At 72.5% G+C, this 25,576-nt stretch carries 15 protein-coding genes; 7 read left to right on the top strand and 8 right to left on the bottom strand.

Going from position 1 to position 25,576, the window contains the following annotated elements; translation table 11 throughout:
* Nucleotides 1-154: 154 nt before the first annotated feature.
* Nucleotides 155-1,228 carry an ATP-dependent Clp protease ATP-binding subunit ClpX gene (clpX, locus tag FGE12_RS03025; protein WP_153864638.1) on the top strand — a complete coding sequence of 358 codons (1,074 nt, stop codon included), beginning with the start codon at nucleotides 155-157 and terminating at the stop codon, nucleotides 1,226-1,228.
* Here the strand turns inward: clpX and FGE12_RS03020 are convergent.
* From FGE12_RS03020 to dnaK, 3 genes are all read right to left on the bottom strand, one after another.
* A complete protein-coding gene (locus FGE12_RS03020; RefSeq protein ID WP_194797514.1) occupies nucleotides 1,218-1,985 on the bottom strand; it encodes a CvpA family protein in 768 nt (255 codons plus the stop codon). The genes clpX and FGE12_RS03020 overlap by 11 nt on opposite strands.
* Nucleotides 1,986-2,034: 49 nt before the next feature.
* Nucleotides 2,035-2,691: a J domain-containing protein gene (locus FGE12_RS30185; protein ID WP_370458866.1), complete on the bottom strand. Its 657-nt coding sequence runs from the start codon at nucleotides 2,689-2,691 to the stop codon at nucleotides 2,035-2,037.
* A gap of 1,167 nt (nucleotides 2,692-3,858) precedes the next feature.
* A complete protein-coding gene (dnaK, locus tag FGE12_RS03010) occupies nucleotides 3,859-5,463 on the bottom strand; it encodes a molecular chaperone DnaK (protein WP_153864637.1) in 1,605 nt (534 codons plus the stop codon).
* A gap of 205 nt (nucleotides 5,464-5,668) precedes the next feature.
* Here dnaK and FGE12_RS03005 point away from each other — a divergent pair, with 205 nt between their 5' ends.
* Complete coding sequence (locus FGE12_RS03005; protein WP_153864636.1) at nucleotides 5,669-6,517, top strand: class II glutamine amidotransferase; 849 nt, start codon at nucleotides 5,669-5,671, stop codon at nucleotides 6,515-6,517.
* On the opposite strand, the gene mrtX is transcribed toward FGE12_RS03005, so the two are convergent.
* From mrtX to polX, 3 genes are read right to left on the bottom strand one after another with little or no spacing between them, the layout of a single operon-like run.
* Nucleotides 6,499-7,218, bottom strand: a complete 720-nt coding sequence (gene mrtX / locus FGE12_RS03000) for a myxosortase MrtX (protein WP_370458865.1) — start codon at nucleotides 7,216-7,218, stop codon at nucleotides 6,499-6,501. The two genes, FGE12_RS03005 and mrtX, sit on opposite strands and share 19 nt — an antisense overlap.
* Nucleotides 7,215-7,814 (bottom strand): serine protease, encoded by a 600-nt coding sequence (locus tag FGE12_RS02995; protein WP_153864635.1) that lies wholly within the window; start codon nucleotides 7,812-7,814, stop codon nucleotides 7,215-7,217. Before FGE12_RS02995 ends, mrtX begins: the two co-directional genes overlap by 4 nt.
* A gap of 39 nt (nucleotides 7,815-7,853) precedes the next feature.
* The gene (gene polX, locus FGE12_RS02990; RefSeq protein ID WP_194797513.1) at nucleotides 7,854-9,587 is read right to left on the bottom strand and encodes a DNA polymerase/3'-5' exonuclease PolX; all 1,734 of its coding nucleotides are present in this window, start codon (nucleotides 9,585-9,587) and stop codon (nucleotides 7,854-7,856) included.
* 78 nt (nucleotides 9,588-9,665) lie between these two features.
* Here polX and FGE12_RS02985 point away from each other — a divergent pair, with 78 nt between their 5' ends.
* From FGE12_RS02985 to FGE12_RS02975, 3 genes are all read left to right on the top strand, one after another.
* Entirely contained in the window at nucleotides 9,666-9,983 is a 318-nt protein-coding gene (locus tag FGE12_RS02985; protein ID WP_153864634.1) for a Rieske 2Fe-2S domain-containing protein, read from the top strand.
* A gap of 203 nt (nucleotides 9,984-10,186) precedes the next feature.
* Nucleotides 10,187-10,654, top strand: a complete 468-nt coding sequence (locus tag FGE12_RS30180) for a molybdenum cofactor biosynthesis protein B (RefSeq protein WP_370458875.1) — start codon at nucleotides 10,187-10,189, stop codon at nucleotides 10,652-10,654.
* A 178-nt stretch (nucleotides 10,655-10,832) separates the two neighbouring features.
* Nucleotides 10,833-11,735: a TIGR02757 family protein gene (locus FGE12_RS02975; RefSeq protein ID WP_228530505.1), complete on the top strand. Its 903-nt coding sequence runs from the start codon at nucleotides 10,833-10,835 to the stop codon at nucleotides 11,733-11,735.
* A gap of 4 nt (nucleotides 11,736-11,739) precedes the next feature.
* On the opposite strand, the gene FGE12_RS02970 is transcribed toward FGE12_RS02975, so the two are convergent.
* Both FGE12_RS02970 and FGE12_RS02965 read right to left on the bottom strand, forming a co-directional pair.
* Nucleotides 11,740-12,249 (bottom strand): hypothetical protein, encoded by a 510-nt coding sequence (locus FGE12_RS02970; protein WP_153864632.1) that lies wholly within the window; start codon nucleotides 12,247-12,249, stop codon nucleotides 11,740-11,742.
* 102 nt (nucleotides 12,250-12,351) lie between these two features.
* Nucleotides 12,352-12,798, bottom strand: a complete 447-nt coding sequence (locus tag FGE12_RS02965) for a hypothetical protein (RefSeq protein WP_153864631.1) — start codon at nucleotides 12,796-12,798, stop codon at nucleotides 12,352-12,354.
* A gap of 395 nt (nucleotides 12,799-13,193) precedes the next feature.
* Between FGE12_RS02965 and FGE12_RS02960 the strand changes: the two genes are divergently transcribed.
* Both FGE12_RS02960 and FGE12_RS02955 read left to right on the top strand, forming a co-directional pair.
* Nucleotides 13,194-14,516, top strand: a complete 1,323-nt coding sequence (locus FGE12_RS02960) for a hypothetical protein (RefSeq protein ID WP_153864630.1) — start codon at nucleotides 13,194-13,196, stop codon at nucleotides 14,514-14,516.
* Between the two features lie 11 nt (nucleotides 14,517-14,527).
* Nucleotides 14,528-25,528 carry a toxin TcdB middle/N-terminal domain-containing protein gene (locus tag FGE12_RS02955; protein WP_153864629.1) on the top strand — a complete coding sequence of 3,667 codons (11,001 nt, stop codon included), beginning with the start codon at nucleotides 14,528-14,530 and terminating at the stop codon, nucleotides 25,526-25,528.
* Nucleotides 25,529-25,576 lie beyond the last annotated feature (48 nt).

The raw sequence follows: 25,576 nt of genomic DNA, 5'->3' as shown, positions 1-25,576 counted from the left end.
AAAGTGCCCGGGGTGCAACAGCTGCCCGAGAGAGGAGCAGGCGAGCAGCCCTGTAGCAACGCCGACAGGAGCCCTGTCTGGTGGGCCAGTGCGGGCGGCATTCCTACCCTTCCTCCAGGGCGCAGGAGGTCGCGTGGAGAGAAGGGGACCCTACATGGAGTCGTCTGTCCGCAGGGAAGAGCCGGCAATCCTCACACCTCGGGATATCTACGAACGGCTGGATCGCTACGTCATCGGACAGGACGCAGCCAAGCGCGCGGTGGCGATTGCGGCGCACAACCACCTCAAACGGGTGCAGGCGCGGCGGGTGCGGCGCGGCAGCCTGATCAAGAAGAGCAACATCCTGCTCATCGGGCCCACGGGCAGCGGCAAGACGCACATCGCGAGGCACCTGGCGGAGATCCTCAGCGTGCCCTTCACCACCGTGGACGCCACCGAGTACACGGAGGCCGGCTACTACGGCAAGGACGTGGAGGTGATGGTCGCAGACCTCCTCTTCAAGGCGAACCACTCGGTGGAGGACACCCAGCGGGGGATCATCTTCATCGACGAGGTGGACAAGATCGCCCGCCGCTCGCAGGGCGCGCGCAACGGCGCGGGCTCCCGCGACATCGGCGGCGAGGGCGTGCAGCAGGCGCTGCTCAAGCTGCTCGAGGGCCGCGAGGTGCACGTGCCGCTCAGCGTGACCCAGGGTTTCAACAAGAGCGACTTCGTCCAGGTGGACACCAAGGACATCCTCTTCATCTGCGCGGGGACCTTCTCGGACCTGCACGACTACGGTGAGGAGGCGGCGCGCACCATCGGCTTCGGCGGCGCGGACGCCGCGCGGCGCAAGAGCAAGCGCATCAGCGTGAAGCAGCTCGTGGACTTCGGGATGCTCGCGGAGTTCCTGGGCCGCCTGCCCGTCACCGTGCAGCTCGAGAAGCTCGAGGAGGACGACCTGCTGCGCGTGCTCACCGAGCCGCCGGATGCCGTGACGCGCGAGTTCCGGGAGCTGCTCTCGCTGGACGGCATCGAGCTCGCCTACAGCGAGGGCGCGCTGCGCGAGGTGGTGCGCTACTCGGCGGAGAAGGGGCTCGGAGCGCGCGGCCTGCGCTCCATCCTCGAGCACGTGATGGCGGACATCATGTTCGAGGCGCCGGAGCGCCGCGAGCAGAGCGTGCGCGTGGACGAGGGCTTCGTGCGCGCCCGGCTGCGCGAGCTGGACCCCGCCCAGCTCAGCGCCTGAGCGCCTCGCGGCGCGCGTCTGCCGCGCGCGCCGCCGCCTCGAGGCGCGACGCCACCACCGGGTCCTGGATGAGCTGCAGCACGCGGTCGTCCCGCAGCAGCGTCGCCACGTCGCCGCGCGCCACCGCTTCGCGCAGGCGCGGGTCCTGGAGCGCGCGCTGGAAGCGCGGGTCCTTTCGCAGGGCGCGGAAGGCCGGGTCCTCCTGCAGCCGCGCGGCGAGCTCGGGGTCCGCCGTAGCGCCGAGCACCCGCACCAGGTCGTGCACCGGCGCGAACTCGGTCATCTCGAAGAGGTTGTAGCGGCGCGCGAGCCCCACCGCGATCGAGTCCTTCGGCGACACGCCCAGGTGCCGCCCCGCCACCTTCACGTGCTCCTCGGCGAAGGTGAGGGCGCTGAGCACCACGTAGAAGACGAGCGCCGCCTTGAGGCCGCCGAGCACGAAGCCCAGCGGCCGGTCCACGCCGCGCTCCCCCTCGTCGCGCGCGCCGAGCAGCCAGCGCAGCAGCGAGGTGAGGGCGAAGCGCACGCTGAAGAGCACCACGAAGAAGACGAGCAGGGTGCCCGCCACCGCGCCGATGAGCAGGGGGCCGCCCAGCGCGTGCGCGAGCGAGGGCGCGAGCAGGGGCCCCAGGCGGCGCGCCGCGAAGTAGCCGGCGGCGAGCGCCACCAGGTTCGCCACCTGGCGCGCCGCACCGCTGCGCGCGCCGAGGAAGGCGAGCAGCAGCACCACGCCCAGGATGACGAGATCGATGACCACGGGTTCGCTGCCCCTCCGCCGGCCGCGGCGCGCGCGAGCCGGCCCTGCGTCAACGGATCTTGAAGCCCTCGCCCTTGCTGCGGCTCTCCTCGAGCAGCTTGCCCTGCGCCTCGGCGAGGCGCTCCTTGTAGCGCGCGTTCTGCGGCTCGTAGGTGAGCGCCATCTTGAGGTTGCGCTCGGCCGAGGCCCAGCGACCCGCCTCGAGGTCCGCCGCGCCCGTCTGGTAGAACTGCCGGCCCTTGGGGTGCGTGCCGATCTGCTCCTCTTGCTCCTTCTTCGCCGCGAGCTTCGTCTCGGCCTCGCTCGTCTCGGTGAAGCGCAGCTTCTGCGCGCGCTCCGGGCCGGTGACGTCCGTCACGTACTTGCGGCGCTTCGTGTCGTCGCGCAGGAAGTAGTAGGCCTCGGTGACGCGCTTGTAGAGCTCGTTCACGCGCTCCTTGAGGCCGCCGTCCGGCAGCTGGAAGAAGCGGTCCGGGTGGTAGGTGCGGCTCTCGCGGTAGAAGGCGCGCTTGATGTCCACCGGCGCCGCGTCCTTCTCGAGCTTGAGGACCTCGAAGTAGTCCAGCGAGTCGAGCGCGTTGCAGCGCATCTCCAGGTCGATGAGCTGCTCGGGGCTGAGGTCCAGGCCCGCGCCGGCGCTCGCCTTCACCGGAGGCAGCGCCCCGGCGGGCGCCAGCGGCGCGGGGGCCTTGACCGGGGCCGCCACCGGAGGCTTCGACGGAGCGCCCGTACGTAGTGCCGGAGCAACCGCGGGCACGCCCGGGGGCGGGCGCGGAGCCTGGGCGCCTGCCGTGGCCTGCGCGGCGATGGAGGGCGGTGCACCGGGGCGCACCGGCGGGACGGCGGGCGGGAGGACGGGGCCTGCGGCCGGAGCCGCGCCCGTCGCGGCTCTCGCCACGGGAGGAACGGAAGCTGCGAACGTCGGCGGCCGTACGGTGGGAGGCAGCACCGGCCCCGCAGCCGGGGCCGCGCCCGGAGGAGGCCGCACGGCGGGGGGGAGCACCGGCCCGCCGGGAGGCGCCGAGCCCAACTGGGGACGCGTGGCAGGGGAGGCCGCGGGGCCCGGGGCGGGCGCTGCGCTCGGCGGAGGACGCGCACCGGGCGGAAGGACGGGGCCGGCAGCAGGCGCAGCGCTGCCCGGGGGACGCATCACCGGGGGGCCGCCGGGGATGGCGGACCGAGGCGCGGCGGGAGCGGCCGTGCCTGCCGCGGGGGGGCGGAGGGGGGCCTGCGCGGGAGCGGCGACCGGTGCCGCGGGCCGCGGCGCGGCCGGAGCGGCTGCGGGTGCCTGAGCGCCCGCGGCTGGCGGCACTGCGGGCCCACGGGCGGGGGCAGTTCCTGTGGCGGCCGAGGGCGCGGGAACGGCAGGGCCCGCTGCGGGCCGAGCGGCTGCGGAGGGAGCGCCCGGCGCAGGAGGAGCTCCGGGGGGAACCGGGCCGATCACGGAGGGCGGGCGCGCAGGAGTTGCCGGGCTGGAGGCGCTCGCAGGGGTTCCTGGCGGGGGCGTGGAGCCCGGCCGCGCAGCGGCAGGCGCAGGCGCTGCGGGCGCGACGGGGCGCGCGCCTGGGGGCGGTGCGGCAGCGGGGCGCAGCGGAGCACTCGCCGGAGCGGGGGAGGGTGGAGTCCCGGGAGCGGGCGCGCGCGGCGCTGCGGGCGGAGCGCCCGCAGTGGGGCCGCCCGGCACGCTCGGAGCCGGGGGCCGCGGAGCGCCCGCCGCAGGGCCCGAGAGCTGGGGCGGAGGACGAGCGGGAGCCGCGGCCGCCGGCGGACGCGCGGCGGGCGCGGCAGGCGTCGATGGCGCTTGCGGCGCGCCGGGCGCGGGCGGCTTGCCGGCGCCGTTGTCAGGGGGCGTCTGGGACATGGCGCGCCCCGCCTACGACGCCACCGCGGGGAGATCCGAGCCGTGGCCGGCGAGCTGGACCTGGCGGTTCGCCTCGATGGACTTCTGGATGTCCGCCTCGGAGAGGCCCGAGGAGAGCGAGATGGTGGTGGAGGTCTTCTGCCCCGTCTCCACGTCCGCCGCCGAGACGTTCACCAGGCCGTCGGTGTTGATCTCGAAGGTGACCTCGATCTTCACCTCGCCGCGGTAGCCGATGCGGAAGCCCGAGAACTCGAACTCGCCGAGCAGCTCGCACTCCTCCGCCTTGTTCGACTCGCCCTGGTACACGCGGATCTTCACCTTCTCCTGGCCGTCCCGGCTGGTGGTGAAGGTCTTCGACTTGTCGATGGGCACCGGCGTGTTCTTGTCGATCACCTTCTCCGTGTAGCCGCCCACCGTGCCGATGCGCAGCGACAGCGGCGTCACGTCCACGAGGAAGGTCTCGGTGCGGCTGTCCAGCAGCGCGTGCGCCTGCAGCGAGGCGCCCATGGCCACGACCTGGTCGGGGTTGATCCCCTCCATGGGCTCCTTCTGGAAGTAGTGCTTCACCGAGTTGCGGATGATGGGCAGGCGGGTGGGGCCGCCCACGAGGATGACCGCGTCGATGTCCGCCGCGGTGAGGCGTGCGCTCTGCAGCGCCTCGTCGCAGACCTTGAAGGTGCGCTGCACCAGGTCCATCACCATCCGGTTGAAGGCGTCCTGGGTGAGCGTCTGGCGCAGGTCCAGCACGTTGCCGTTCGCGTCCTGGCAGATGCCCGCGCACAGGATGTCGGCCACGCCCTCCTGGCCCACGTCGATCTTGGCCTTCTCCGCGGACTCCTTGAGCATCTGCAGGCAGTACTTGTTCTGCCGCAGGTCCAGGCGGGTCTTCGCGAGGAAGTCCTCGGCGAGCCAGGTCATGATGCGGTCGTCGAAGTCGTCGCCGCCCAGGTACGTGTCACCCGCGGTGGCGAGCACCTCGAACACGTCCTTGCCGATCTCCAGGATGGAGACGTCGAAGGTGCCGCCGCCCAGGTCGTAGACCACCACGCGCTGGTTCACGTCCCGGCCGAAGCCGTACGCGAGCGCCGCGGAGGTGGGCTCGTTGAGGATGCGCAGCACCTCGAGCCCAGCGATGCGGCCCGCGTCCTTCGTGGCCTGGCGCTGGTTGTCGTTGAAGTAGGCCGGGACCGTGATGACCGCCTTGGTCACCTCGCGGTTGAGGAAGGTCTCCGCGATCGCCTTGAGCTCCTTGAGCACCAGGGCGGAGATCTCGGGCAGCGAGTAGTCGCGGTCGCGCACGTTGATGCGCACCGCGTTGTTCTCGCCCTCGACGATGCGGTAGGGCATCACCGCCTGCGCCTTCTTCACCTCGTCGGAGAAGTAGTAGCGCCCGATGAGGCGCTTGGCGGAGTACACCGTCGCCTCGGCGTTGGTGATGATGTTCTTCTTCGCGGCGTTGCCCACCAGCACGGTGCCGTCGTCGAGGAAGGACACGCAGGAGGCGTGGGTCGTCTCACCCCACTCGTTGGGGATGACCGTCGGCTGACCGTCCTGGACCACCGCCACACACGAGTACGAGGTGCCCAGGTCGATGCCGATTGCGATCTCGTCCGCCATCTCGTCTCCGCTCCGCGAAAAGTCCTGCGATCTCCAGCCGTTGGAGCGCCGCGCAATGTTAGGCAGTCCGCTCCGGGAGTGTCAAACCGGAAGTGCGGCAAAGGACAATGTTTTCAAGGGCTTGGATGGTCTTTTGCGACCCTGCCGCTGGCTTGAGGACGGACAGGGGCGCCATTATCTAGAGCCTGGAAGGAGCCGCGCCACCATGTCCCTCGCCTTTGCCCTGCTCACGTCCGATCCGAACCTGCTCCGCTGCGAGCTGCAGCGCCTGGAGGCACAGGTGGGGCTGGAGGCCGCGGGCCCCGTCAACGCCATGGGCGTGGGCACCTACGCGCAGGAGGAGGTGCTGCTGGAGCGCTTCGCGGGCGCCGAGGGGCGCACGCTCTCGAGCCTCGCGCCGCGCTACGGCTCGGCGGCGCTGGTGCTGCACGCAGCGCGTCAGCCCCTGGGGCTCGTGGCGGAGGAGAACACCCAGCCCTTCCGGGCGCGCCAGTGGCTCTTCGCCCACCAGGGCAGCGTGCCCGAGTTCCGCGCCGCGCGCGCCGGGCTGCTCGAGCGCGTGCCCGCGCACCTGCGCCGGCTGGTGCTGGGCGGCACGGACAGCGAGGTCGTCTTCGCGCTCTTCCTCGCCCGGCTGCGGGAGACGGGCCGCATGAACGACCCGCGGCTCGAGGCGGAGGTGGCGGGCCACGTGCTGCGCGAGGTGGCCCACGAGGTGGACGCCGCCGCAGCCCACGCGGGCGCCGCGCGCACCGCCGAGCTCAACCTGGTGGCCACCAACGGCGAGCTCCTCGCGGCCGTGCGCTGGGGCGCGGAGCCCCTCTTCTACGCCCGGCTCGAGGGCACCGACACCTGCGAGGCTTGCGGCCTGGGCGCAGCCACCGCGGCCACCCACACCCTGCGCGAGGCGCACCGGCGCCGGCTGTCCGTCGCCGTGGCGAGCCACCCGCGCCGCACCAGCGGCTGGGTGGAGCTGCCGCACGCGACCGCGCTCGTGGTGGACGGGCGCCTGCAGGTGAAGCACCTCGGGCCCGCTCAGGGCACGCCGAAGTAGGAAGCCTGCAGGAAGGCCGCGAAGAGGTTGCACGCGGCGTGGAACAGCGTGGAGCCCACCACGGTACCCGTGCGCTCGCGCATCCAGCCGAAGAGCAGCGCCGGGAAGAAGACGAAGAGGCGCCAGGTCTGGAAGATGGCCAGGTGGCCGAGCGCGAAGAGCAGCGCCGTCACCCAGAAGGCCGGGCCCAGCCGCGCCCCGAGGAAGCGCCGGCCCTGGGGCCACGCGTCGCGCAGCCGCGCCTGCACGTAGCCGCGGTAGAAGAACTCCTCGGGCAGCGCCACCACCAGGAGCTGGTCCACCACCCACTCGCCAAAGCGCGGCGGCAGGCGGGGCACGAAGCTCACCGCGCCTGCGCCCGCGTGGGGCGTGAGGTGGTGCGCGAGCCCGAAGGGCAGCAGCGGCACCACCTTCGCCGCGAGGGCGAAGCCCACGAAGTAGAGCGGGCCCACGACGAGGCACAGCACGAGGAAGAGGCGCAGGTCCTCGCGCCACGCCCGGAGGGTCACCCCGTAGTCGCGGTAGTCCTCGTCGCGCCGGCGCATCGCGAGCAGCGGCAGGTAGAGGAAGCCCACGGTGGCCACCAGCTTGGGGACGGTGGAGTTCCCGAGGAGCAGGAACGCCACCACGATGCCGAGGAAGCCCAGCGCCCAGAGGCCCACCGCCTCGCGCACCGCGCCCGGCCAGCGCGCGGGATTCACTTCGTGCCCACCAGCTGCTGCTTCACCGCGCTCAGGGGCAGCGCCTCACAGGCGCGAGGCCCGCGGCGCGCCACGGCGACCGCGACGAGCCGGCCCTGCGCATCGAAGAGGGGACTGCCGGGCGCGAGCGCGAGGGGCACCCGGAGGAAGGGCCCGCGCGAGGGCGCCGCCCGGCCCGCCACCGCCCGGGCGCGCTTGCCCTGCGCGTCCACCACGCCGATGAGCCACGGGCGCTCGGCGCCGGCGGAGGGCAGCAGGGCGACGGAGGCCGCGGGGTGGCCCTCGCCCGGAAGGCGCAGCAGCGCGACCTTCAGGCTCGCGCTCGCCATCAGCACGGGGGCGCGCTGCGGGCCCGCGTCGCTCTGTACCTGCGCCTCGTAGAGGCCCACCTGCTCCACGGACGTGAGCACCTGGCCGCCCGCCCCCACGATCACGCCGGGGCCGCTCTTGTGCGGGCCCTGCACCTGCACGGCGGAGCGCGCGTGCGCCTCGAGCGCGCGCTGGAGGCCTGCGCGGGTCGGGGGTGCGGCCGCGGGGCCCTGCGCGTGCGCGGGCAGCGCGAGGAGCCACAGGCTGAGGAGACAGGGAAGGCGCATCGGGAGGGGCGCGCAGCGTAGCACCCGCGCGCGCCGCGGCTAGGGGCGGCGGCGCAGCGCGCGGATGAAGTCCTCGGCCGGGAGGGTGTTGAGCACGTTCCCCTTTCGCGCCCAGCCCCGGCGCGCCGTGGCCACCGCGAAGGCGAGGTTCTGGAGATCCTCGGCCTTGTGCGCATCGCAGCTCATCACCAGTCGCACGCCGCGCGCGACGGCCATGCGCACGTGCTCGGCCTTGAGGTCCAGGCGCTGCGGCTTGCCGTTCACCTCCACCGCCACGCCCTTCTCGGCGGCCTTGTCGAGCACTGCCTCCATGCGAAGCGCGTACGGCTCGCGCTCGTTGATGAGCCGCCCGGTGGGGTGCCCGAGGATCTGTAGGAAGGGGTTGTCGAAGGCCTGCAACAGGCGCTGCGTCATCTGCGCCTCGTCCATGGAGTGGCGCACGTGGATGGAGCCGATGACCACCTCGAGCTGCTCGAGCAGCGCGTCCGGGTAGTCCAGCGCGCCGCTCTCCAGGATGTCCACCTCGATTCCCTTGAGCAGGCGCACCCCGGTCACCCGGGCGTTCACCTCGTCGATCTCCTCCCACTGCCGCTTCAGGTCGTCCTGCTTCAGCCCGCGCGCGTAGATGGCCGCCTCGCTGTGCTCCGTCACCGTGAGGTAGCGCAGGCCCAGCGCCTTGGCGGCGCGCGCCATCTCCTCGAGCGTGTGCTTGCCGTCCGACCAGGTGCTGTGCGCGTGCACCGCCCCGAGCACGTCCTCGAGCGTGACGAGGTCCGTGGGCAGCGTGCCCGCGAGCGCGGCCTCGATTTCCCCCGTGTCCTCGCGCAGCTCGGGCGGCACCGGCTGCATCCCCAGCGCCGCGTAGAGCGCCCCCTCGGTGGGGACCGCGAGCTTCGTGCCGTCGCGCTGCTGCACGCCCCACTCGGAGATGCTCAGGCCCCGGTCCTGGGCGAGCCCGCGCAGCCGAAGGTGGTGCGCCTTGGAGCCGGTGAAGTGGTGCAGCGCCGTCGCGTAGTCCTCGTCCGGGAGCACGCGCAGGTCCACCTGCAGGTCGCCGTCCGCGAGCCGCACGGAGCACTTGCTCTCGCCCTTGCCGATGAGCTGCGCCACGCCCGGGGCCTTCGCGAGCGCGTCCAGCACCGGGCCGGGCTCGGCCGCCGAGGCGATGAGGTCCACGTCCCCCACGGTCTCGCGCCCGCGGCGCACGCTCCCCGCGAGGCTCGCGCGCACCACGCCCGGCGCCGCCTGCACGTGTGCGAGCAGCGCGCGCGCCTGCGGGAGCACCTCGCCCAGGGGGCGCCGCGTGCCGCCGCCGTGCGCGCGCTGGTAGAGCGCGATGCCCTCCAGGATCTTCGCCTCGCTCTTCTCGCCGAAGCCCTTGAGCTCGCGCACGCGGCCCTGGCGGCAGGCGAGCTCGAGCTCCGCCACGCTGCCCACCTTCAGCTCGCTCCAGAGCAGGGCTACCTTGCGCGGGCCCACGTCCGGGATGCGCAAGAGCTCGAGCAGCCCCGGCGGGAACTCGGCCTTCAGGCGCTCGAAGTAGTCGAGCTTACCGGTGGTCACCAGCTCGGTAATCTTCTGGGCGAGCGCCTGGCCGATCCCCGGCAGCTCCTGCAGGCGGCCGCTCGTCACGAGCGGGCCCAGGTCCTCCGTCAGCCCGGAGATGCGGTCTGCACCGATGTCGTACGCACGGCTCTTGAACGCGTTCTCCCCCTTGAGTTGGAGCAGGAGGGAGATGTCGCGCAGGATCTTGGCCACCTCGTCGCGATTCACTTCCCAAGAGTAATGCGCGTGGGGCACAAGTGCGCGGGCGGCCCTGGAGGGTGGGGCCCGAGTGCCAGAAGGGTGACGATGAAGATCAAGCTGGGGCCCGCGGACTTCTCCGAGAAGGAGCTGCGCGGCTACGAGGTCGGCAAGCGCAGCGTGTGCGTGGCGAAGATCAACGGGCGCTACAAGGGGCTCGACGACTGGTGCAACCACGCGGGCTGCCTGCTGTCGGGCGGCCACCTCGAGGGCAACCTCGTCGTCTGCCCCTGCCACGAGGTGGGCTTCGACATGGACACCGGCAAGAACGCCACCTCGCCGGGCGTGTGCGACGATCAGCCCGCCATGGCCATCTCCGTGGAGAACGGCGAGCTGCTGATCGACCTGCCGGAAGGCGACGTCTAGGACGTCTGGATCAAGGGGAGCGCGCAGCGATGGGACACGACGGACACGATCACGACCATGACCACGGGCACTCGCACGGTCATGGCCACTCGCACGGTCACGACCACGACCATCAGCATGGGCACGACCACGACCACCACCACGGTGCGGGCCACGAGCACGGGCACTCGCATGCGGCGGACGAGCACAAGGCGCACGCGCCGGTGCACGTGAGCACCTTCGTCGTGACCTGCTCTGACAGCCGCGGCGAGGCGCGCGACGACAGCGGGCGCGTGCTGCGCGAGGGGCTGGAGGCGGCGGGGCACACGGTGTGCGGCTACCGGGTGGTGCGCGACGAGGCCGAGGGCATCCGCGCGGCGCTCTCCGAGGCGCAAGCTGCAGGCGCGCGCGCCGTGCTCTTCAACGGGGGCACCGGCATCGGGCGGCGCGACGTGACGGTGGAGACGCTGCAGCCGCTCTTCGAGAAGACGCTGCCGGGCTTCGGAGAGCTGTTCCGGGCGCTCTCGTACCGGGACATCGGCAGCCCCGCGATGATGTCGCGCGCGGTGGCTGGCACCTACCAGGGGATGGTGGTGTTCGCGCTGCCGGGCTCGCCGCAGGCCGTGCGGCTCGCGCTCGAGAAGCTCATCCTCCCGGAGCTGGGACACGCGGTGCGCGAGCTCACGCGCTGAGCCCGTGTCCTCCCTCTCCCTGTGGGAGAGGGCTGGGGCGCGGAACGTGGGCGAAGCTGTCCCCTCTCCCCCTGGGAGAGGGACGGGGTGAGGGAAGAGGAATCCTCCCCGTGCTCCGAGCGTTCACCCTGGTTCGGAGGCGCACCCGTTGACTCGTCGCAAGGCCAGCCCTGTGCAGTTGAAGCCCGCCGCAGCGGCCCAGCTGCGCGCGAGCCTCGACGCCTTCCTGGCCTCGACGGATGCGCGGGCGCGCATCGGGTTCGACCCTGTGGAGTTCCCGCACCGCTACACGGATCCGCGGGACATCGAGGTGAGCGGCTTGCTCGCCGCGGCGCTCGCCTACGGCCGCGCGGACCTGTTCCGGCCGAAGGTGGACGCGCTGCTGCGGCAGATGGGCCCGTCTCCCGCTGCCTTCGTGCGCGGCCTGGACGTGGCGGGCGCGAAGACCCTGCTCGAGGGCTTCGTCTACCGCTTCAACGTGGGCACGGATGTGGCCGTGCTGTTGCTCGGGATGGGCAAGGCGCTGCGAGGGCACGGCAGCCTCGAGGCGCTCTTCGTCGAGGGCCTGGAGCGCAGCGGGAGCCTGCACGGCGCACTGAGCCACTTCACCGCGGCACTGCGCGACATCCCCATGGAGAAGCTGCGCCGCGCGCTCGGCCCCGAGCGGGGGCTCGGCTTCCTCTTGCCATCGCCCCTGGGCGCGGGCTCCGCCAAGCGCCTCAACCTCTTCCTGCGCTGGATGGTGCGCGGCCGGGAGGACGGGGTGGACTTCGGCATCTGGACGCGGGTGCGCCCTTCGCAGTTGCTCATCCCCATCGACACACACATCGGGCGCATCTCGCGCCACCTCGGGCTCACGAAGCGCACGGACCTGAGCTGGCGCACGGCAGAGGAGGTCACGGCCGCGCTGCGGCTGCTCTCTCCCGAGGACCCGGTGCGCTACGACTTCGCGCTCTGTCATTACGGGATGAGCGGCGTGTGCCCCGCGACTCCGGTGCGCGAGAACTGCGCGCGCTGCGTGCTGCTGTCGCAGTGCAGGGTCGGGGCGCGCGTGCTCCGGCGATCGGCGGGGGAACGCTAGTCGCTCAGGGCTCGATGGGTCCCAGCGGGGGCTCGATCGGAATCTGGTCGTCCTCGATGGTCGTCTTGCCCGAGACGTCGAAGGTGCAGTGCGCTTGCGATGCGTCCGCGAAGGTCACGTCCAGCTGGCCCTCGAGGTGCGTGGCCGAGGCCTGGCGAACGGTGAAGACGCCGGAGCGTACTGCCGGCGCGCCCTTGGGCTCGGGGACCCGGAAGCGGGTGACGAGGCCCTCTGCGATGGGACGCTCCGGAGCGCCCTCGCCGAAAGGCACAGCGCTCATGCCCTGGTTCGCCGGGAGCCAGAGCTCCGTGTCCACGAAGAGCGCACCGTCGCCGTAGTCGAGCACCATCCTCGCGATGCGGTTCCTTTCGAGTCCACCGCCGAAGAGGACCTTCGTCTCCCCGCCGAGCTCCGCGTTCAGGGTGCTCGGACCGAGTGTGCCGCTACAGCTCCCGCTGGGCCCTCCACACGCCGCGAGGCACAGCGCCGCGATGCAGCAGGAGACGAGGCGCATCCAGGTTCCTCCTGAGCACCGAGTGTAGGCCTCCAGCGGGAGCCCGCCACCGGAAGGCCGCACTCCGTTTTCCGCCGGACGGACAGCGGACCTCGCGCCGGGCTAGAGCGTGAAGGTTCCGCCGAGGAGCACCGAGGCCTGGGGGCCCGCGCCCGTGCTGGACGTGAACTGGGTGTTGCCGAAGCGGAACACGCCCTCTTGCGCGGTGTGGAAGGTCAGCCCGAGGGGCTCGGCGAACAGCTGACAGCGCGGACCCAGCGTCCAGGTCGCTCCGGCGGCCAGCCGCAGCGCGAGCCCCGTGCGGGCACCGCTCGCCGTCCCCATGCCCGGAAGGCTGAAGCGGTAGCGCAGGTGGGTCACCCCGGCACCCGCGTCCGCGTAGAAGCCCAGCGCCGCAGGGCCGCGCAGGCCCAGTCGCACCGAGGGGATAAGGTCGAGGCCGACCACCCGGCTCTCCGAGTTGAACGCGCCGAGGCTGCTGGCCCGGGAGAAGCCGAGCGGCACGAAGGCGCTGAGCTGCAGGTGGGAGTCGAGCTGAGCGAGCGGCATCCCCGCGCGCACCTGGCCGCGCGCCCAGACCGGGCCGTCGCGGAAGGGAAAGCCCGGTCCGACGGCGAGCGAGACCCAGGGCCGGTGCTCAGGCGCCGCGGCGGCGGCAGCTGCCGGTGCCGCAGGCGGAGGAGGGGACGCGGCGGGCGCGGGCGGTGGGCGCGCCGGTGCACCTGCGGAGCGGGTCGCTGCCGGAGCGGGGGGCGAGGCGCGCGGAGCGGAGCGGGCCGGCGCCGCGGCGCCGAGGAGCAAAAGCACCAAAACACTCACCATCTCCTACCTCCCCTTACTCCGGCAATCTGGAAAGTATTGGCAGCCCCGCAATTGTGGCCGAGTGAACGGATCTATACAGTCTCTCGCTCAGCAGGCAAGCCACCGCCCGGAGGGGGTTGTCCATGGTGACCCACAGGAGTGTGCCCTTCGCAGGGGCATTGGCCCTCACGCTCGCACTGCTGGGGGCCGGGTGTGGTGGCACGCCGGCGCTGGGCGAGGACACCGGGCAGGGTCTGGTCCTGCAGGTGACGGGCGGCAGCTACGAGGACGGCTCGGGGCGGGTAGGGCTGGCGCTGCTCGCCACGCTGCGCGACGCCGGCGGCCACGCCCCGACCGAGAGCTGGACGGGAGCGCTCTCGGACTCGCGCGGACCGCTCGGCGTGAACCTCAGCTATCCGGTGGGAGGCGAGGGCGGCTCGTACGGGGCCTTCTGGTGGCCGGACGTCGGCTTCGCGCCCGGCGAGACCTACGCGCTGACGCTCACGCGCGGCGATGGCGCCACCCTGAGCGCCCACTTCGTCGCCCCGGGCGGCGCGGGTCTGGCGGTACCCGAGGTGGACCTGACCCCGGATGGCGAGCGCCTCGACTGGGCGCCGGTGAGCGGGGCGCAGGGCTACGGGTGCGAGGTGTACGCCGCGGGCAACCTGCAGCTGGGCGTGTCCAGCGCGAGCCCCGGCTGTGACGTGTCGGCGCTGCCCACGGGCAGCTACTCGGCCTCGGTGACGGCGTTCGGCGCGTCCTGGGATGCGCTGCGCGCGGACGCCGCCCAGCGGCCGAAGCTGCCCGCGGCTTTCCACGTCTCGGAGGGCCAGTTCGCCTTCGCTCGCGGCGCCAGCGGCACGACCGCGCGCGCTGCGGCAACGGGGGGAGGGTTCTTCTACGGGCGGGTGCAGCCGGGGCTCGCCGTTTGGCTCAGCCTCACGCGCGCGGACGGAACGCCGTTCGCGGCGTCCGCCCCGGTGGAGGTGGTAGGTCCTGGCCTCAGCGCGGATGCGCCGCTGCGCTTCACCTATCCCGCCAACGCGACGCACTACCTGCTCTGGTCCTACGACGCCCAAGCGCTGCAGGGCACCTACACCCTGAGCGCGAGCGTCGATGGGCAGCGGCTCTCCACCCGCTTCACGCTGGCGGAGCCGGCGCCGCTCGCGGCGCCCGCGAACGCCAGCGCCACGCCGGCCAGCTCCGGTGGGGCGCGGGTGGTGTGGGACAGTGTGGCCACTGCGCGCAGCTACTACGTCAGCGCCTGGGATCGCGCCGGGACCTTCGTCGCGGGGCAGTGGAGCGCCACGCCCGACGTGCGCTTCGGCTCCGGGACCTTCAGTGCAGGCAAAATTTACGACGTGTACGTGGCCGCGACGGATGTCGACGAGTCATCGGTGTCGAGACCTGAACGTCTGTCGGTCTCCGAGAACACCTACCTGCCCGCTTCCTTCACCGCGCAGTGAACGAGGTCCCCGTGAGCTCGACCCGCGTTGCCCCCGTTTGCCTCGTTGCCGCTGCGCTCGCGCTGCTCTCCTGCCAGCAGGGGCCGTCCGCAGACCCCGCCCCCACGCTGCTGAAGCTCAACCCCACCGCGGTGCAGTCCAAGCTCGGCGTGCAGGCGGAGGCGTTGTTCGACCGCGACACCACGCGCGGCCTTGAGCTGGACGGGCCGCTCGCCCTCACGCTGCCCTACGCAGGGGACGTGCAGCTGCAGCGCGTGAAGGTGTTCGCGCGCGGGCCGGTGCGCGTGGAGCTGTCCGGCATGCCGGACTTCGAGGCGAGCGGGGCGGGGGCCTGGGAGAGCCTCTCGGCGACCGGTGCGCCGGCGACCACGCGCACCGCGCGCGTCACGCTGGTGCCGCTCGCCCCGCACGTGCGGGTGGAGGAGCTGGAGCTGTGGGGGCCGGGACAGGTGCGCCCGCCCGACCTCACGCAGGCCCTCGCGGAGCGCTCGCGGGAGCAGGGGAGCCTCGGGCTCACCAACGTGCACGTGTTCAGCGCGCAGCCCACCGGGGCGACCCTCTCTCCGCGTGGCATGGACGGCGAGTCCTGCGCCCGCTTCCAGCTGGCGGCGCCCCTGCCGCTGGGCACCGTGCGCCGCGCCCACCTCGTGTACGAGGCGCGCGGCGCGCAGCGCCCGTCCGTGCTGCAGCGCAGCCTCGGCGGGCGTCCGGCGCAGGGCGGTCTGTGGCTGGGCAGCTCGGGCAAGACGCACACGCTCGCGGACGAGCTGAACCCCGAGTGGCTCACGCCGCAGGACACCGTCACGCTGTGCCTCCCGGACGCGGCCACCGACCAGGTGGTGCTCGAGAACGTGCGGCTGCTGCTGGAGCAGGACGACGGCACGCACCCCTTCCAGCGCGAGACGGCGCTGCAGCTCTCGGCCGCGCTGGACGGTGACACGCGCACCTCGGCGGCGGTGGGAGGCGGCGCGCTGGAGATGATGTTTGCGCGGCCCACCGCCGTGGACTTCGCCGCGCTGGACGTGGACAGCCCGGCCACCGAGGTGGGCTCTTCGCTCTACGACGGCAAGGCGTGGCAGGACCTCGGCTCGCTCTCGTTCGCGCGCGGCCACAATGCGCTCGCGCTGGACGGGCGGGCGGGGCAGGGCGTGCGGCTCGTGTTCCCCGCCTCGCGCCGTGCGGACGTGCCGGCCGCCAGCGTGGCCGAGCTGCTCATCAGTGGCAGCGGCGTGGGCCCGCGCATCGGCGGGCCGCGCCTGGTGCTCACCCAGCCGGTGGGCCTGCGGGCGCTGCCGGGCGGGCGGCTGTCGGCGGAGCACTTCAACGGCCGCGCCTACCTCGCCGGGTGGGCCGAGTCTCCGGTGGGCCCCGGCACCGTCACGGTGGACGGCGTGCCGGTGGACTCCGGCGATGGCAGCTTCGGCGTGGAGCTGCACCGCCCGGAGGGCGCGGACACGTGGAGCGTGACGCTCGTGGCGCGCTTCGCCGACGGCAGCAGCACCGAGCGCGTGGTGGTGCTGGACCGCGACGCGCAGGCCGAGGTGGACGCGGAGGCCGTGGGTGCGAGCGGGAGTGCCGTCGCGGACGCGGTGCTGTTCGGCGCCGAGGAGCAGACGTCCTGGGGCAAGGTGGATGCGGTGCGGGGCGGCAAGGTGCGGCTCGGGGAGCGCGCCGAGTTCGATGCGCCCGTGGACGCGGTGGACGCCCCGCTCAGCGTGGGCATCACGCGCAAGATGCCCGAGGCCGTGCCCGAGCTGGACCCGGGCATGGTCAACGTCACGGCGCCCGCCAACGCCGGCTACCGCTTCTCGCCACCGGGGACGAAGTTCAAGAAGGCGGTGACCATCCGGCTGCCCTACGACTCATCGCTGCTGCCCGACGGCATCCCCCCCGAGCAGGTCCAGACCTTCTACTACGACGCGGGTGACAAGCAGTGGAAGCCGCTCAAGCGCAAGCAGGTGCTGCGCACCACGCAGCAGGTGGAGAGCGAGACCGATCACTTCACCTTCATGATCAACGCGGTGCTGGTGCTGCCGGACCACCCGGGCCCCATCTCCTTCGATCCCACCAGCATCAAGGACCTCAAGGCCGGAGATCCCGCCTCGGGGATCGAGCTGATCAGCCCGCCCGCGGGCAACGGGCTGGGCACGGCGCGCGTGGGCTTCGCGCTGCAGCTGCCGGCCGGACGCGGCGCGCACAACCCCTCGCTCGCGCTCGCCTACGACTCCACCGCGGGCAACGGCTGGGTGGGCGTCGGCTGGGATCTCTCGGTGTCCAGCGTGCAGGTGGACACCCGCTTCGGCGCGCCCTTCCACGACGGCTCCGAGCGCTTCACCCTGGACGGTGAGCAGCTGGTGCCCGTGGGCTCGGGCCCCTGCGTGGCCGGTGGGACCGGCACCCGCTTCGCCGCGCGCGTGGAGCACTCCTTCCAGCGCGTGGTGCACTGCGCGGCGGGCACGGCGCTGGATCACTTCGAGGTGGCGCAGCAGGACGGCGTGCTGCGCCTGTACGGCGTGACGGACGGGGCGCGCCTCGCGGACCCGGCGGATGCGCGGGCGATCGGGCAGTGGGCGCTCGAGCGCGTGGTGGATGCGCACGACAACCTCACGCTCTACCGCTACCTCCAGGATGCCCGCAGCGCGAGTGGCACCCGCTTCGACCAGAACAACGCGGAGGACTTCCGCCAGCTGTACCTGAAGGAGATCCTGTACTCCGGCAGGGTCGAGCGCGCCGCGTCCGCGGGGGACGCCGCCTCGTTCCTCTCCAGCGCGCAGCTGGGCCCCTACCTCGTGCAGCTCGAGCTGCAGCGCAGCGGAGCGGCGCTGCGCGAGCGGCCGGACATCATCACCAGCGGCAGGCTCGGCTTCAAGACGGTGACGCGCTACCGGCTGGGCACGGTGAAGGTGCGGCTCAACACGCCCACGGACGACACGATCGTGCGCGAGTACCGGCTCACCTACGAGCAGGGAGACTTCGGCAAGTCCCGCCTCACCCGGGTGGAGCAGTTCGGCGTCGGAGGCGTGGCCGGTGGCGCGCTCTTCTACGCGCACGACCTGGAGTACGCGTCCGTGGACGACCATGGCGCGAGCGCGTTCTCGCAGGTGGCCCGCTACGACTTCGACCAGGAGGACGACGAGGCGGCCACGGCCTCGAGCGAGTGGGCGCTCGGGGCGCACGCCTACGCCGGCATCGGCTTCACGATCGACAAGCAGGCCGGCTCGGTGGGAGCGCGCGTGGGCTTCAACCACCGCGAGAGCACCACGCACGCCAGCCTGATGGACATCAACGGGGACGGGCTCCCGGACCGCGTGGTGGCCGGCAGTGGGGGCCTGCGCGTGCAGCTCAACGACCCGGGCCGCTCGCGGCTGGGACCGGTGGCGCCGCAGGGAGATCCCAACGCCGGCGGCGCGGTGCGCCCGGTGGGGGGTGGGCTGTCGCTCGGTGGCGAGACCGGCGAGTCGGTCAACGCGGCCCTCCAGGCCACCTTCAGCGGCTTCTCGGCCAACGTGGGTACCACATCCAGCTGGACTCGCTCCTCCACCTTCACGCTGGATGCGGACGGTGACGGCCTCGTCGACTTCGTGAACGGGGGCACCATCCTCTTCAACCAGCCCCGCGGCACGCCCCAGTGCAACGCAGGCTCCTTCTGCTTCAGCCCCACCAAGGCGGTGACCGGCGCGCTCGACTTCGGCAACCTCGCGGGCGCGAAGGACCTGTTCCAGGACGATCCCGCCGTGGCCCAGGCTGCGCGCGACGTGGAGCGCGACTTCAGCCCCAGCGATGCGCTCCAGGAGTGGACCGCCCCCTTCACCGGCACCGTGGACATCTCCGGTGCGCTCGCCTGGCTGCCGGGGCGCAGCCTCACCGGCATGGACGCGGACGGCGTGCGGCTGCGCATCTACCGCAACAGCGAGCTGCTTGCCGAGTACCTGAGGCCCGCCACGGCCACCGCGCCCACCGCGGTCTCGCGCACCGGGGTCGCGGTGCAGCAGGGCCAGCGGCTGTACTTCGTGCTCAGCACGCTGCGCAAGGTGGCGATCAGCGAGGCCGGCGTTCCTCTGGAGGAGACCTCCTTCGCCCCGGTCGTCCGCTACACCGGCTGCAGCGGCGGCTGCGGGGGCGTGTCCGCCGCGGATGCGACCCTGACGGACGCCACCGGCGCCTCGCTCTTCACCTTCGACGCGGCAGCGGACTTCAAGCTGGCCGGCGGCCCGCTGGTGGCGGTGCAGGCGCCGCGCTCGGGCCTGCTGCAGGTGGATGGCAGCTACGCGAGCGACGGAGCGGCAGACGACGTGCGCATCTGCCTGCAGCACTTCACGGCCACCCAGCCGCCGACCTCGCGCGCGTGCGCGCCCACCGACCTGCTGCTGCGCGACTACGCGGGCGGCGTGGGCCACGAAGTGCTCAGCCAGTCTCTGCGGGTCTCGAGCGGCGACTCGCTGGTGTTCCGCATGGAGACGGACTTCCCCATCGACCCCGCCTCGGTGCGCTGGGAGATGAAGGGCGAGATGAGCGAGGTGTGTGACGCGCACGGCGTGTGCGCGGCGCCGGCCGCACGCGACCTGCCGCGGCTGCGCTTCGCGGCGGACCCCTTCCTGCCGCTGCACACCGCGGTGGAGGACGTTCCCCTGCGCCCGCTCGTCATCCCTCGCGATGGCCGCCTCTCCCTGCACAGCGCGGCGGGCACCGCCTTCGACGCCGCGGGCAGCGACCAGCACTTCAGCGCCCGGATGCGCAACCGGCTGCTCTTCAAGCACCGCCGCAACGAGAGCCGCGACGTCTCGCTCGACGTGCGCGCCGGCGACCAGATCTCCTTCCAGGCCCACAGCCCCACCGCCGCCGGGGGCACCTCCTGGGAGGTGGATGCCCAGCTGGAGTACGCCACCTCGAACGGCGGCACGCAGCGCATGGCGCTCAGCGTGCCGCGCCAGTTCACCAACGAGATGAGCTACCGCGGCCCGCTGCTGCCGCCGGTGGCGCCGCGGGCCTCGCCCTTCGGCGGTGGCTTCCACGGCTGGCGCTACGGCCTGTGGGGCGGGCGCCAGGCGCTCGCCGCGCGCCCGGAGGACGGGGTGGCCGCGCGCCCCGAGGAGCCCTTCGACAGCGAGCTCTTCTACTCGGACGCCCAGCTGGAGCTGGGCGGCGGCGACGACCGCTCGAAGTTCCACGAGGCCAAGGGCCAGATCCGCGACGAGGAGAGCGACGTGGCGCGCCGGCTGCGCCTCTACGCCCCGCTCGTTCCGCGGCGCACCGGCACGCGCCTGTACGACGACCTGGTGGGCCTCAAGCCAGAGCCTGCGTACGTGAGCGCCGACGGCGCGACCTTCGTCGCCCGGGGCAGCATGCATGGCGGGCAGAAGGGCACCGTGGCCAGCGCGCCCGGCGGCGCGGTGCGCACGGTGGATGCGGCCTTCCGCGTGGGTGACACCACGCGCGCCAGCACCTCGACCAGCTTCGCCGCGGGCATCGGCGCCTCCTACGGGCCGGCGGGCCTCTCGTTCAACGTGAGCAGTGGCCGCACGTCGCAGCGCATGGACGTGCGCGACATGAACGGCGACGGCATCCTCGACGTGGTCGTCAGCGGGCAGAAGGGCGGCAACGGGGTGCGCCTCACGCACCTCAAGCAGCTGTCCCTGCGCAAGACCGTGCCGGGCTCGGGGCCGCAGCTGAGCGAGAGCTCGGACGTCACCGCCTCGGCGGGCCTGGGCCTCTCCTCGCCGGTGCCGGACACCAGCGCGGGCGGCAACGTGCGCGGCATGCACGCCATGTTCCCGACCTCGGTGGGCGTGGGCCTCGCGGCCACGCTGTCCTCCACGGACGCGGACCTGGTGGACGTGAACGGTGACGGCCTGCCGGACCGCGTGCGCCGCGACGGCAGCGGCTTCCGGGTGCGGCTCAACCTCGGCGGCCGCTTCGCGAGCAGCGAGGACACCCTGCCGGTGGCCTCGTGGAGCCTGAACGGGGCGTACGATCCCTTCGCCTCCCAGCTGGGCGTGGAGACGCCCGACGATGCGGACGACGACGAGACGAAGGGCGGCTCGGACGCGCGCGGGGCGCTCGGCTCGGCCAACAGCCCGGACGTGGTGCGCCGCAGCTCCGCGGTGACGGTGGAGACCAACCTCGGCTTCACCATCGCCGAGGACTACGGCGTCACGGCCAACTGGTCCTCGAGCCTCAGCGGCACCCAGGTGGTGCTGATGGACGTCACCGGTGACGGCCTGCCGGACTACGTGCGCAAGTCCTCCGGGGAGAACGCCTTCCACGTGAAGGTGAACCTCGGCTACGCCTTCGCGCCGGAGCAGACCTGGCCCGTGCCCGCGTGGCCGCAGGGCGTGGTGGACCCGCACTTCAAGCTGGATGCGCCCGGCCTGGGCGCCGCCGTCAACGCGCTCGGGCTGCAGGACGGCATCGACACCGTGGAGGCGAGCGGCACGCACAGCCGCGTGCCCAGCGTGGGCTTCGTCTACACCATCCCGGTGCCGCTGCCGCCCTTCGGCACGCCCGTGCTGCACTTCTCCTTCGGCGGAGACGTGACGCCCGAGCGGGTGTCCGGCGTGGAGCTGGCGCTGCAGGACGTGAACGGCGACGGCCTCGCGGACCACGTGCTCAAGACCGAGGAGGTCAGCTCGCTGCTGGGGATGGGGCCCGGCCCCAGCGCCGCCAACCGCAGCGCCATGTACGCCCGCATCAACGGCTACGCCGGCGCGAACCTGCTGCAGCGGATCAAGCGCCCGCTGGGCGGCAGTATCTCGCTCGCCTACGAGCGCGTGGGCAACACGGTGCAGATGCCCGAGAGCCGGCACGTGCTCACGCAGGTGCAGGTGCAGGACGGCACGGGGGAGCTCACCCAGGGCCACGTCCTGACCACCCGCTACACCTACGACGGGGGCCACTTCGACCGCGCGGAGCGCGACTTCCTCGGCTTCTCCACGGTGACGCGCCTCAACCCCGACGGCAGCCGCGTCATCCAGACCTTCGCCAACGACACGGTGGCGCGAAAGGGCCTGCTCTTGCGCGAGGAGACCCGTGACGCGGCGAACAAGCTCTTCGGCGCCACGGTGAACACCTACGGGGCCACCACCCCGCTGGCGGCGCCGCTCGCCCAGTGCATGGCGTACGCGCCCTTCTTCCTCTCCGCAGCGGACTACTGCGCGCCCACCTTCACGCCGCTGGAGCGCTCGGAGGTGCGCCAGTACGAGGGCCGCACCGAGGACGTGAATGCCCCGGGGCTCGCGTCCGCCCAGGTGCTGCACTACGACCTCGCCACCGGCAACGTCACCCTGGTCGAGGACCTGGGCGACCTCGCGGACCCCTCGGACGACCTGCACGCCCGCATCGCGTACGCGACGAGCAGCGCGCTCGCGGCGCTGCACATCGAGAGCAAGGTGGAGAGCGTCGAGGTGCGCGCGGGCTCGCCCGCCTCGCCGGGCGCGCTGATGCGCCAGCGCAGCGCCACGTACGACGAGCACGGAGACCTGGTCCGCCAGGTGGCGAAGATCTCCAACTCGGAGAGCTCCGAGTCGCTGCTCGCCTGGAACGCGGACGGCCTGCTCCAGACCCTCACCGGGCCTCCCAACGCCCGCGGCCAGCGCTACCAGGTCAGCTACCAGTACGACCCGGTCACGCGCGCGCTCGCGACCACCATCTCGGACTCGTTCGGCTACACCTCGCAGGTGGACTACGACCTGCGCTTCCAGCAGGCGGTGCGCACCCAGGACGTGACGGGCAACGTCACCGAGCAGGCGTTCGACTCCTTCGGCCGGCTGGTGCGGGTGTGGAGTCCCTACGAGTCGCGCAGTGGCGCCCCCACCCTGGAGGTGACCTACGGCCACACCGACTTCCCGGCCTGGGCCACCACCGCGCACCTGCTGCCGGACGCCAACGAGCGCGGCGCGGACCGCACCCTGGACACCACGCTGTTCATGGATGGGTTGAACCGCCCCCTGCAGATGAAGAAGGACGTGGAGCTCGAGGGCCACATCGTGGGCCACAGCGTGAGCGGCCACGTGGCCTTCGACGCGATGGGGCGCCTGAGCGTGCAGGGGCAGACCTTCTTCGATTCGTCCCCCACGCAGGTCTACGTGCCCGGCCTCCCCATCCATCCGAGCACCGAGGAATACGACGTGCTGGGCCGGCGCGTGCGCTCCACCACCGCCGACGGCTCCGTCACCCGGATGAGCTACGACTTCGCGCCCCTGCCCGGTGGCGGGCCGCTCAAGCTGCGCTCCACCGTGGTGGACCCGATGCTCAACGTGCGCGTGCTCTACCGCGGCGCGGACAGCAACCTGGACGCCGTGGAGGAGCACATCGAGGGGCGCGCGCCGCTCACGCGCTACGAGCGCGATCCGGTGGGGCAGCTGGTGCGCGTCACGGACGCCGCGGGCAACGTGACCCGCACGGGCTACGACCTGCTCGGCCGCCGCACCTTCGTGGACGGCCCGGACACCGGCCTCACCGAGCTGCGCTACGACGCGGCCGGCAACCTGGTGGAGCGCGTGGAGCCCAACCTGCGCGCCGCGGGCCTCGCCATCCGCTTCGAGTACGACTTCAACCGCCTCATCCGCGTGGAGCGGCCCGGCTCGGACGAGCTGCGCTACGCCTATGGTCCGCCGGGCGCTGCGGAGAACGCCGCCGCTCGCCTGGTCCGCATCGACGACGAGGCGGGCAGCGAGACGCGCGGCTACGGCCGGCTCGGCGAGATGGTCCGCTCCACCCGCACCGTGCGCGCGCTGCGCCCGGGTGACCGCGAGCGCACCTTCACCACCCGCTTCGAGTACGACGCCTTCGGCCGGATGCTCGGGATGGTCTATCCGGACGGCGAGGTGCTGCGCTACGGCTACGACGCGGGCGGCCTGCTGCGCGACGCCACCGGCCACCGCCCCGGCTCCGCCCATGCCCCGGCCGAGTCGCAGACCTACCTGCGCTCCACCGAGTACGACGTCTTCGGCCAGCGCACCCGCCTGGTGATGGGCAACGGCGTGGTGTCCACGTACAGCTACGATCCGCTCAATCGCCGGCTCGCCACCGTGACCACGCGCACGCCGCGCGCCCGCACCCTGCAGGCGATCAGCTACCGCTACGATCGCGTGGGCAACGTCACCGGCCTGGTCAACGCGCTCGGCCAGCCCGTGGGCAGCCACTCGGGCTCCGTCTCCTACAGCTACAGCTACGACGAGCTGTACCGGCTGACCTCCGCCACGGGCGAGGCCCTGGCGCGCCCCGGCCTCATCGACCGGTTCGCCTCCCGCTTCGCCTACGACGACATCCACAACATGCGTCACAAGACGCAGGTGCACGAGCTGCTCAGCAGCCGCCCGGAGGGCGCCAACGCGGCCCGTCCGGACGCCTCCAACCACGACGAGGCTTACGAGTACGGCGGCACCGGGCCCCACCGGGCCACCCGGATCGGCGACACGCTCTACACCTACGATCTCAACGGCAACACGCTCGTCGAGTGCCGCACCGTCAATGGCTCGGGCTGCGCGGACACCGACGGCACCACCGGCTCTCCGGAGACGCACAACCACTACCGCCGCTACGTCTGGACCCAGGACAACACCCTGCGCGCCGTGGTGCACGGCGGCGGTGACACGACGCGCTTCTTCTACGATGCGCAGGGCGAGCGCGTGGTGAAGCTGGGCCGCGGCGGGACCAGCATCTCGCTCGGCCAGTTCTTCTCCATCAAGGGCAAGCGCCACGGCACCAAGCACATCTTCGCCGGCGAGACCCGCCTCGCCTCCAAGCTCATGCCCGTCCCGGACGGGGACATCGGGATGAGCGGGCCTCCCGGCTCGGTGGTGCTGACCAACGGGACCGGCAACGTCAACGGCTGCGAGCCCAGCGACGACCAACCCCAGAAGTGCCCGGTGATCGTCCCGACCCCGGGCGAGGACCCGGACGGCGAGCCTGCGGTGCGGCCGGCCACGTACTACTACCACCCGGACCACCTCGGCTCGACCAGCTGGATCACCGACCAGCTGGGCAAGGTGCACGAGCACGTGGAGTACTACCCCTTCGGAGACGTGTGGCGCGACCAGCGCAACGACGACGACGGCGGACCGGCGAAGGCGCCCAACTACCTCTTCACCGGCAAGGAGTTCGACGAGGAGACGGGCCTCACCTACGTGGGGGCGCGCTACTACGACTCGCGGCACGCGCGCTGGATCAGCCCGGATCCGATGCACTCGGACTACCTGGACGGCGCTCCCAACGGCGGCGTGTTCACGCCGGTGAACCTGGCGCTCTACGCGTACGCGAACAACAACCCGCTGGTCTTCGTGGACCCCACCGGGCTCTTCAACGTCTCCTGGAGCGACGCCGGCAAGGGCTTCGTCAAGGGAGGCGCGTGGGGCCTGGCAGGCGGCATCGTGATCGGCGCGGCGCTGGCCGTGGCCTCGCCGGTCGTCGCTGCGGCGGTGGGCGGCGCGCTGGTGGGCGTGGCCGTGGTCACCACCGGCAAGGCGGTCTACGAGATCGCCACCGGACGCGAGGTGGGCACAGGCCGACAACTCAACGACCGCGAACGCTCGTACATGGCGGGCGAGCTCGCGGGCGGCTTCGTGGGTGGAGCGGTCGGCGGCTACGCCGGCTCGCGCGCGGGCAAGGCGCTCGCGGGCGCCATGCGGGCGCCTCCCGTGGAGCCTCCGGGACCGCGGCTGCCCCAGGACGTGGACGTCAACCCCACCGCGCCGCGCGCCAACAACGGCGTGGGCTCGAACGGCCAGCAGGCCCCTATCGGCAAGTCCCCCGCACAGGCCGCCGAGCTGGCGCGCGACATCCGCGCGGCGCGGGCCAAGGGCGCCACGGACATCCGCGTCAACCAGCAGCAGGTGAACGCCGCCGGCGAGCGTGTGGGCATCAACCGTCCGGACCTCCAGTACACGCTCAACGGCAAGCGCTTCAACGTGGAGTACGATTCGCCCAGCTCGGGTCGCGGTCCGGGGCACGAGGCGCGCATCAAGGCGAACGACCCCAACGCCCACGTCGAGCTCAAGATCATCAAGGACAAGTGAACGTGAGCACCGAGTCACCTCAGGGGTTGCTTCCGCAGTACTGGCCTC

The sequence above is a fragment of the Aggregicoccus sp. 17bor-14 genome, assembly GCF_009659535.1.
GTDB lineage: Bacteria > Myxococcota > Myxococcia > Myxococcales > Myxococcaceae > Aggregicoccus.
The sequence above is the reverse complement of the archived record's forward strand: the minus strand, read 5'-3'. Positions and strand labels throughout refer to the sequence as shown.

Bases quoted from the DNA above. Each gene is read 5' to 3' on its own strand.
- clpX (WP_153864638.1), top strand. From the start codon at position 155: ATGGAGTCGTCTGTCCGCAGGGAAGAGCCGGCAATCCTCACACCTCGG.
- dnaK (WP_153864637.1), bottom strand. From the start codon at position 5,463: ATGGCGGACGAGATCGCAATCGGCATCGACCTGGGCACCTCGTACTCG.
- FGE12_RS03005 (WP_153864636.1), top strand. From the start codon at position 5,669: ATGTCCCTCGCCTTTGCCCTGCTCACGTCCGATCCGAACCTGCTCCGC.
- FGE12_RS02995 (WP_153864635.1), bottom strand. From the start codon at position 7,814: ATGCGCCTTCCCTGTCTCCTCAGCCTGTGGCTCCTCGCGCTGCCCGCG.
- FGE12_RS02985 (WP_153864634.1), top strand. From the start codon at position 9,666: ATGAAGATCAAGCTGGGGCCCGCGGACTTCTCCGAGAAGGAGCTGCGC.
- FGE12_RS02970 (WP_153864632.1), bottom strand. From the start codon at position 12,249: ATGCGCCTCGTCTCCTGCTGCATCGCGGCGCTGTGCCTCGCGGCGTGT.
- FGE12_RS02965 (WP_153864631.1), bottom strand. From the start codon at position 12,798: ATGCCGCTCGCTCAGCTCGACTCCCACCTGCAGCTCAGCGCCTTCGTG.
- FGE12_RS02960 (WP_153864630.1), top strand. From the start codon at position 13,194: ATGGTGACCCACAGGAGTGTGCCCTTCGCAGGGGCATTGGCCCTCACG.